We start from the raw sequence: 8316 nt of genomic DNA on the forward strand, positions 1-8316 counted from the left end.
CCCGGGGTGGCACGCTACTGGGCAGCGCGCTCGAGAATGAGTTCACGGACACGTGCGGCGTCCGCCTGACCCTTCATCGCCTTCATGACGGCGCCGATCACAGCGCCGGCGGCCTGCACCTTGCCATCCTTGATCTTCGCCATCACGTCGGGCTGAGCGGCCAGGGCCTCGTCGATCGCGGCGATCAGCGCGCCGTCATCCGACACGACCGCGAGCCCGCGGGCGTCCACGACCTCCTGCGGCGTGCCCTCGCCGGCGATGACGCCTTCGAGCACCTGGCGGGCGAGCTTGTCGGTGAGGGTTCCCGCATCGACGAGCTTCTGCAGCGCAGCAACGTTCTCCGGGCTGATCAGGTCGGTCGCGTCCTTCTCCTGTGCGTTCGCGAGACGGCTGATCTCACCCGTCCACCACTTGCGTGCGGTGGCCGCAGTGGCGCCGGCAGCGATCGTCGCCTCGACGACCTCGAGCAGGCCGCCGTTGCGGACGTCCTGGAATTCGAGGTCCGTGAAGCCCCACTCCGTCATGAGACGGCGACGACGAGCGACGGGCTGCTCCGGAAGCGCGGCGCGCAACTCTTCGATCAGCTCGGCGGCCGGTTCCACGGGCAGCAGATCAGGCTCCGGGAAGTAGCGGTAGTCGTCGGCATCCGACTTCGGGCGTCCCGGCGAGGTCGTGCCGGTGTCCTCGTGCCAGTGCCGCGTCTCCTGTGTGATCGTGCCGCCATCGGCGAGAATCTGCGCCTGTCGCTGGATCTCGTACCTCACGGCGCGCTCGACCGAGCGCATCGAGTTCACGTTCTTCGTCTCCGTGCGGGTACCGAGCTTGTCTGTACCCCGCGGGCGCAGCGAAACGTTCGCGTCGCAGCGCAGGTTGCCGCGCTCCAGCCGAGCCTCGGAGATGCCGAGCCCGCGAACGATGTCGCGGATCGCCTGCACGTAGGCCTTGGCGACCTCCGGCGCTCGGTGCTCGGTGCCGTAGATGATGTTGGTCACGATCTCGACCAGCGGCACCCCCGCACGGTTGTAGTCGACGAGCGAGTACTCGGCCCCCTGGATACGTCCGGTGGCTCCGCCCATGTGGGTGAGCTTTCCGGCGTCTTCCTCCATGTGCGCACGCTCGATCGGGATCGTGATGAGCGTCCCGTCCTCGAGCTCGACCTCGACCGAGCCCTCATAGGCGATCGGCTCGTCGTACTGCGAGATCTGGTAGTTCTTGCCCAGGTCGGGGTAGAAGTAGTTCTTGCGCGCGAACCGGCTCGATTCGGCGATCGAGCAGCCGAGCGCGAGGCCCAGACTGATCGACGAGCGGATCGCCGTCTCGTTCACAACCGGCAGCGACCCGGGCAGTCCGAGGTCGACCGGCGCGATGAGCGTGTTCGGCTCCGCGGCGTGGAACGCCTCGTTGGCCGGGTTCGGCGCATCGGAGAACATCTTCGTGTTCGTGTTGAGCTCGACGTGGACCTCGAAACCGAGGACCGGCTCGAACAGCTCGAGCGCCTTGTCGAAGTCCATGAGCTTGGCGGCGGCCATCAGCGCTTCCCTTCTGCGAGCTGCGGAGCACGAGTGAGCAGCGGCGCGCCCCACGAATCGACGAGCAGCGTCTCGAGCGCGGCGCCGACCTTGTAGAGACGGGCATCCTCGCGCGCCGGAGCGATGAACTGGATGCCGACGGGCAGGCCATCGTCATCCGCGAGGCCGCTCGGAATGGAGATGCCGGGGACCCCGGCGAGGTTCACCGGGATGGTCGTGATGTCGTTGAGGTACATCTGCAGCGGGTCATCGATCTTCTCCCCGAGCTTGAACGCCGTGGTCGGGGCCGAGGGCGTCGCGATCACGTCGACCTCGGCGAACGCGCTCGCGAAATCCTGCTGGATGAGCGTGCGGACCTTCTGTGCGCTGCCGTAGTAAGCGTCGTAGTATCCGGCCGACAGCGCGTACGTGCCGAGGATGATGCGGCGCTTGACCTCATCGCCGAAGCCGGCGTCGCGGGTCGCGGACATGACGTCCTCGACCGTGGGGTTGCCGTCGGGCGTCACCCGCAGGCCGAAGCGCACGGAGTCGAACTTCGCGAGGTTGCTCGAAGCCTCGGCGGGGAGGATCAGGTAGTACGCAGCCACTCCGTATTCGAAGTGTGGAGCGCCGATCTCGACGATCTCGGCGCCCTGAGCCTCCATGAGCGCGAGCGCGCTGCGGAACGACGCCGCGACACCGGGCTGGAAGCCGCTGTCCGGGAGTTCGCGGATCACGCCGACCTTGAGCCCCTTGAGCACGTCTCCGCGCGCCCCTTCGCGGGCGGCCTCGGCGAACGAGGGCCACTCGTCGCGCAGCGAGGTCGAATCCTTGGGGTCGTGCCCGCCGATGGCGTCGTGCAGCAGCCCGGAATCGAGGACCGTCCGGGAGACCGGGCCGACCTGGTCGAGGCTGGAGGCGAGTGCGATCGCACCGTAGCGGCTCACGCCGCCGTATGTGGGCTTGACGCCCACCGTGCCGGTGACGTGCGCGGGCTGACGGATCGACCCGCCGGTGTCGGAGCCGAGCGCAAGCGGAGCCTCGAACGCGGCGACAGCAGCGGCGGAGCCACCGCCGGACCCGCCGGGGATGCGATCGAGATCCCACGGGTTGTGCGTGGGGCCGTACGCCGAGTGCTCCGTGGAGGAACCCATCGCGAACTCGTCCATGTTGGTCTTGCCGAGAGCGATCATCCCTGCTGCGCGCGAGCGTGCGACGACCGTGGCGTCGTAGGGCGAGCGATATCCCTCGAGGATGCGCGAGCCGCTGGTCGTGGGCTGGTCGGTCGTCACCAGAACGTCCTTGATCGCCAACGGCACACCGGCGAGAGGCCCCAGGGATTCACCGGAAGCGCGGCGGGCGTCGATCGCGGCTGCGGCCTCGAGCGCTCCCTCGTTGACGTGCAGGAAGGCGTGCACGTCACCGTCGACGGCGGCGATGCGGTCGAGGTGCGCCTGCGTCGCCTCGACGCTCGACACCTCGCCCGTGGAGAGCTTGGCGGCGAGATCGGCCGCGTTCAGTCGGATGATGTCGCTCACTGCTCTTCTCCCAGGATCGCGGTGACCCGGAAGCGGCCGTCCGCGGCGTCCGGAGCGTTCTGCAGCACCTGCTCGTGCGTGAGCGTCTGCCCGACCACATCCGGTCGGAAGACATTGCTCAGCGGGATCGGGTGGCTCGTCGCGACGACATCATCTGTCGCAACCTCCGAGACCTTCGCGATGTTGTCGACGATCGCGTCGAGCTGGCCCGTGAGCCGCGACACCTCGTCGTCGTTCAGCTGGATGCGTGCGAGCACACCGAGATGGCGCACGAGTTCAGGGGTGATTTCAGACACCCCTCCAGTCTAGGTCGTGGCACCGGCCGGTCGTGGCGAGCGACGCACACGGTACTCATCGGTCACGATGCCGTTCGCGTCGCGATGGCCGGCAATCAGTTCGAGCGGAATTCCACCAATCTCCGGTGGTGCCACCGTGCGCCCCGCACCGATGAGCACCGGCACGATGCGGAAACGGAGCACGTCCACGAGCCCCGCCCGGAACAGTGCATCCGTGAGCTCGAGGCTCCCCCATACGGCGACAGAGCCGTACTGCGCGGTGAGCGCCCGCGCGGCACGCTCCGGGCCCTCGCGCAGGATCTCGATCTCACCCTCACCCCACGGTGCGCGCTCGAGCGTGCGACTCACGACGTACTTGGGAAGACGACTGATCGGTCCCGCAACAGCGTCCACGCGTGGATCGGCATGCGGCCAGTAATCTGCGAACATCTCGTACGTACGTCTGCCGAGGAGGATCGCCTCGACACCGCCGAGCCATCGCATCTGCTCCGTGTCGGCGCTTGCCTGGTCACCGAAGTCGACATCGTCGAAGAAGCCGATACCTCCCCCGCGGTCGGCCGCGTATCCATCGACGCTGACGATCTGCTCGATCGTTATCTCACCCATGCGCTTCTCCCATCTCGGCCATCAGTTCTGCGATGGCCTCGCGCCATCCCGTCCACACGCTGTCTTCATGCCCGGTGTCGTCCACGGCGCCGAGGAGTCGGAACGTCATCTGCGTTCGTCCCCCGTCGACCGGGGCGAGGCGCACCTCGATCTCGGCCACAGGTGCGTCCGGCGCACCCCAGGTACAGCGCAGGAACTCCGGTTCGCGCAGTTCGAGGTACTCCCCTCCGCTCTCGAACGACGCCCCCGCCTGGTCGATCATCGAGAACCGGAACACCCCACCCACCCGGAGATCGACGGATACCGTCTCCTCCGGGGTATGCAGACCGTGTGGATGCAGCCAGCGCGCCATCACCGTGGGATCGGTCCACGCCTTCCACAGACGCTCGGGCGTCGCGTCGAAGGTCCGTGAGATCTCCAGCTCGCGCGGTCCCGCGCCGCGACCGCTCATCATGCTTCTTCGTCCTCGTCCCGCGCGAGCACGGCATCCAGCCGCTCGAATCGCTCGTGCCACTCCCTGCGATTGCGTTCCACCCATTCGGACGCCTGGTCCAGCGGCTCGCGGGAGAGCGAGCACACGCGCCATTGCGCGCGCGTGCGGCGCTCGACGAGCCGGGCCTTCTCGAGCACCCGCAGGTGTTGCGAAACAGCGGGAGCGCTGATCGAGAACGGGGCACCGAGCTCACCCACCGTGGCGTCTCCGCGACTGAGCCGCTCGAGCATTCGTCGCCGCGTGGGGTCCGCGAGCGCATGGAACACGAGCGAGAGATCGTCCGTGATGGCCGCCATGACACCTCCGTGATTAAGTAATCGCTTAAGTACAGCGCCATAGCCGGAAGGTGTCAAGCACAGCGCCGTCCTATGCTGGGCGGGTGAGCACGTTCCAGCCCCCTCGCCCGTGGATCGCCAGCTATGCCGCAGGAGTCCCCGACGACCTCCCTCCCGTGGACGGCTCGCTCGTCGACATCGTCGCCGCTTCGGCCCGCGACTACCCGGACGCTCCCGCCCTGCAGTTCTTCGGCCGCGAGACCACCTACGCACAGCTGCAGTCGGCGATCGACCGCGCCGCAGCAGGGCTTCGCGACCTCGGGGTCCGCGCAGGAGACCCGGTCGCCATCGTTCTACCGAACTGCCCCCAGCACATCGTGGCCTTCTACGCGGTACTCCGTCTCGGCGCTGTCGCCGTCGAGCACAACCCTCTCTATACCCCTCGCGAACTGCGCAAGCAGTTCGAGGATCACGGCGCGAAGCACGCGATCGTGTGGAACAAGGTCGTGTCCACGGTGCAGGAGTTCCCGACGGATCTGGCCGTCACGAACCTCATCTCCGTCGACGTGACCCGCGCCATGCCGTTCGTCACCCGTTTCGCGCTACGGCTCCCGGTCGCCAAGGCTCGCGAGTCGCGCGCGGCGTTGACCGAGAAGGTGCGCGGTACCGTCGCGTGGGATTCTCTCCTGGCCTCCGAGCCGATCCCCGCCTCACATCCGATGCCGCGCACCGACGATCTCGCGATCATCCAGTACACGTCCGGCACCACGGGAACGCCGAAGGGCGCGGCCCTCACACACCGCAACCTGCTCGCCAACGCCGCGCAGGCTCAGGCCTGGGTGCCGTCGATCCAGCGCGGCAAGGGCTGCGTGGTCTATGCGGTCCTGCCGATGTTCCACGCCTACGGCCTCACGCTCTGCCTCACATTCGCGATGTCGATGGGTGCCCGACTCGTGCTGTTCCCCAAGTTCGATCCGGACCTCGTGCTCGACGTCGTCAAGAAGCACCCCGCGACATTCCTCCCACTCGTGCCGCCCATCGCGGACCGCCTCCTCGCCGCAGCGAAGGAGAAGGGTGTGTCGCTCGACGGCATCGAGGTCGCGATCTCCGGCGCCATGGCACTGCCGCACGAGCTGGTCGTCCCCTTCGAAGAGGCCACGCATGGCTACCTCGTCGAGGGCTACGGACTGAGCGAGTGCTCGCCCGTCCTGATGGCGAACCCGGTCGCGGACAACCGCGAGCCCGGCACGGTCGGGCTCCCCCTGCCCGGGACCGAATGCCGTGTCGTCGACCCGGAGAACCCGAGCGAAGACGTCCCGGCCGGATCAGCCGGAGAACTCGTCGTGCGCGGCCCCCAGGTGTTCTCGGGGTATTACGGCAAGCCCGAGGAGACGGAAGCCGTCTTTGTCGACGGCTGGTACCGGACCGGTGACATCGTCACGATCGACGACGCCGGATTCGTCCGCATCGTCGATCGCATCAAGGAGCTCATCATCACCGGCGGCTTCAACGTCGCGCCCACCGAGGTCGAGAACGCGCTGCGCCAGCACCCCCAGGTCGCGGATGCCGCGGTCGTCGGGTTGCCGAGCGAGCACTCCGGCGAGGAGGTCGTCGCCGCCATCGTCGTGGATGCCGGAACCGATGTCGATGTGGAGGCGATCCGAGATTTCGCCCGCAGCATCCTCACTCCGTACAAGGTGCCGCGTCGTGTGTTCGTGGTCGACGAGCTCCCCAAATCGCTGATCGGGAAGGTGCTCCGACGTCAGGTCAAGGAGAAGCTGCTCGCCCTGACCACCGGCGCCTGAGGTCGTCCTCACAGGCGCCGAGCGCCGCAGCGCGCTACCCTTGGGAAGTGACCCCTGAAGATGCAGTGCTGACCGACGCCCCCGAGGACTCCCCCGCGACCCCCGGATTCGAGGAGCTCGGCATCACCGGGCCCGTCCTCAAAGCCATCAAGGACCTCGGCTACGAGACCCCGTCGCCCATCCAGGCGGCGACCATTCCGACGCTTCTCGCCGGCCGCGACGTCGTCGGCCAGGCACAGACCGGAACGGGTAAGACCGCCGCTTTCGCGCTTCCCGTCCTCGAACGCCTCGATGTCTCCCAGAAGATCCCGCAGGCGCTCGTGCTCGCTCCCACCCGTGAGCTCGCACTCCAGGTGTGCGAGGCATTCGAGTCCTATGCCTCGAAGATGAAGGGCGTACACGTCCTCCCCGTCTACGGCGGACAGGGCTACGGCGTGCAGCTGTCCGCGCTGCGACGCGGCGTCCACGTCATCGTCGGTACGCCCGGCCGAATCATGGACCACCTCGCCAAGGGCACACTCGACCTGTCCGAGTTGAAGTATCTGGTGCTCGATGAGGCCGATGAGATGCTGAAGATGGGCTTCGCGGAAGACGTCGAGCAGATCCTCGCGCAGACCCCGGAGGAGAAGCAGGTCGCGCTGTTCTCGGCCACGATGCCGCCGCAGATCCGTCGACTCGCGCAGAAGTACCTGCGTGAGCCGGAAGAGATCAGCATCAAGTCCAAGACCGCCACCGGCACGAACATCACGCAGCGCTACCTCGTCGTGTCGTATGCGCAGAAGGTCGATGCGCTCACCCGCATCCTCGAGGTCGAGAACTTCGACGGGATGATCGTCTTCGTGCGCACCAAGAACGAGACCGAAACGCTGGCCGAGAAGCTGCGGGCCCGGGGATACTCCGCAGCCGCGATCAACGGCGACGTGCCCCAGGTGCAGCGCGAGCGTAGTGTCAACCAGCTCAAGGACGGCAAACTCGACATCCTCGTCGCGACCGACGTGGCCGCTCGCGGTCTCGACGTCGAGCGCATCAGCCACGTCGTCAACTTCGACATCCCCACCGACACCGAGTCGTACGTGCACCGCATCGGTCGCACGGGTCGTGCGGGACGATCGGGCGATGCGATCAGCTTCATCACCCCGCGCGAGCGCTACCTCCTGAAGCACATCGAGAAGGCCACCCGTCAGCAGCCCGCTCAGATGCAGCTGCCCAGCACGGAGGACGTGAACACCACGCGTCTGAACCGCTTCGACGACGCGATCACCACCGCGCTGTCGGAGACCGGCCGCATCGATGCGTTCCGTGACATCGTCGCGCACTACGTCCGCCACCACGACGTCCCCGAGGCCGACGTGGCAGCAGCTCTCGCCGTGGTGGCTCAGGGCGACAAGCCTCTGCTCCTCGATCCCGCCAACGACCCGCTGACGAAGGCTGTCGAAGCAGATAATCGCCCTCCGCGCGAGCGCACGGGACGGGACGCGCGTGAGTCCCGCGAACCGCGTGAGCGTCGAGGTCGCGGCGACTACACGGCATACCGCATCGAGGTCGGTCGCCGTCATCGGGTCGAACCGCGCCAGATCGTCGGTGCCCTCGCGAACGAAGGCGGCCTCGGCCGTGACGACTTCGGCGCGATCAACATCCGTCCCGACTTCTCGGTCGTCGAGCTTCCGGCGAACATGAGTCCGACCGTCCTGGAGAAGCTTCGCGACACCCGCATCTCCGGTCGGTTGATCGAGATCAAGCCCGACCGCGGCCCCGCCGGCGCGCGCCGCAGCGGCCCGCGTGAGGGTGGACGCGA

Annotated in this window: 8 protein-coding genes; 2 read left to right on the top strand and 6 right to left on the bottom strand. The window is 67.5% G+C overall.

Annotated elements, in window-relative coordinates; translation table 11 throughout:
* Positions 1–14: 14 nt before the first annotated feature.
* From gatB to ACNPM4_RS13520, 6 genes are read right to left on the bottom strand one after another with little or no spacing between them, the layout of a single operon-like run.
* A complete protein-coding gene (gatB, locus tag ACNPM4_RS13495) occupies positions 15–1529 on the bottom strand; it encodes an Asp-tRNA(Asn)/Glu-tRNA(Gln) amidotransferase subunit GatB (protein ID WP_448986006.1) in 1515 nt (504 codons plus the stop codon).
* Positions 1529–3046 carry an Asp-tRNA(Asn)/Glu-tRNA(Gln) amidotransferase subunit GatA gene (gatA, locus tag ACNPM4_RS13500; RefSeq protein WP_448986007.1) on the bottom strand — a complete coding sequence of 506 codons (1518 nt, stop codon included), beginning with the start codon at positions 3044–3046 and terminating at the stop codon, positions 1529–1531. The genes gatB and gatA overlap by 1 nt, the downstream gene beginning before the upstream one ends.
* A complete protein-coding gene (gatC, locus tag ACNPM4_RS13505) occupies positions 3043–3342 on the bottom strand; it encodes an Asp-tRNA(Asn)/Glu-tRNA(Gln) amidotransferase subunit GatC (protein WP_029263463.1) in 300 nt (99 codons plus the stop codon). Before gatC ends, gatA begins: the two co-directional genes overlap by 4 nt.
* Positions 3343–3351: 9 nt before the next feature.
* Positions 3352–3948 carry a dihydrofolate reductase family protein gene (locus ACNPM4_RS13510; RefSeq protein WP_448986008.1) on the bottom strand — a complete coding sequence of 199 codons (597 nt, stop codon included), beginning with the start codon at positions 3946–3948 and terminating at the stop codon, positions 3352–3354.
* Positions 3941–4399: an SRPBCC family protein gene (locus ACNPM4_RS13515; RefSeq protein ID WP_448986009.1), complete on the bottom strand. Its 459-nt coding sequence runs from the start codon at positions 4397–4399 to the stop codon at positions 3941–3943. The genes ACNPM4_RS13510 and ACNPM4_RS13515 overlap by 8 nt, the downstream gene beginning before the upstream one ends.
* On the bottom strand, positions 4399–4737 hold the full coding sequence (locus ACNPM4_RS13520) for an ArsR/SmtB family transcription factor (protein ID WP_262000893.1): 339 nt from the start codon (positions 4735–4737) through the stop codon (positions 4399–4401). Before ACNPM4_RS13520 ends, ACNPM4_RS13515 begins: the two co-directional genes overlap by 1 nt.
* Positions 4738–4820: 83 nt before the next feature.
* Between ACNPM4_RS13520 and ACNPM4_RS13525 the strand changes: the two genes are divergently transcribed.
* Together ACNPM4_RS13525 and ACNPM4_RS13530 are read left to right on the top strand one after the other, a co-directional pair.
* Positions 4821–6521: a long-chain-fatty-acid--CoA ligase gene (locus ACNPM4_RS13525; protein WP_105709880.1), complete on the top strand. Its 1701-nt coding sequence runs from the start codon at positions 4821–4823 to the stop codon at positions 6519–6521.
* 47 nt (positions 6522–6568) lie between these two features.
* Positions 6569–8316 (top strand): DEAD/DEAH box helicase (locus ACNPM4_RS13530; protein WP_448986010.1); only part of this gene is annotated, 1748 nt, incomplete at its 3' end.

Source organism: Microbacterium umsixpiens, assembly GCF_053543675.1.